Origin of the sequence: Halomonas sp. SIMBA_159 (genome assembly GCF_046536035.1) — a bacterium.
GTDB lineage: Bacteria > Pseudomonadota > Gammaproteobacteria > Pseudomonadales > Halomonadaceae > Vreelandella > Vreelandella venusta_A.
Genome location: NZ_JAWJBT010000188.1, coordinates 1 through 359, shown reverse-complemented (window position 1 = coordinate 359; position 359 = coordinate 1). Strand labels below are relative to the sequence as shown.

At 39.0% G+C, this 359-nt stretch carries 1 pseudogene; it reads right to left on the bottom strand.

Going from position 1 to position 359, the window contains the following annotated elements:
* Positions 1-359 (bottom strand): annotated as a pseudogene (locus R0J87_RS18930) (hypothetical protein); the annotation flags it as partial.

The following is a 359-nucleotide window of genomic DNA, read 5'->3' as shown; positions in this document are numbered from 1 at the left end:
CCATCTGTATAATTTGTAGAACCCATTGCTACAGAATTTTGCGGATTGGCATATGTAGCATTCACAATATTACTTGATCCAAATGCTGCTGAATTTTTAGAGTTGATTGTATTGTTATAACCTGCAGTAAACGCAACAGTTGCTCCGGAATTGATTGTATTATTTTGTCCTACAGATGCTGAATAATTTGCCAATGCCTTGTTTCCTGGTCCTGCAGCAAAAGAATAATTGCCTGATGCTGTAGAGCTTCCAAATGCTACTGCTCCAAAAACTGCATCTCCAGACCCGCTAACACCAGCTATTGAACCATTACCAAAAGCAAATGTATTTAGTCCGTATGCGTTAGAGTTATTTCCTCC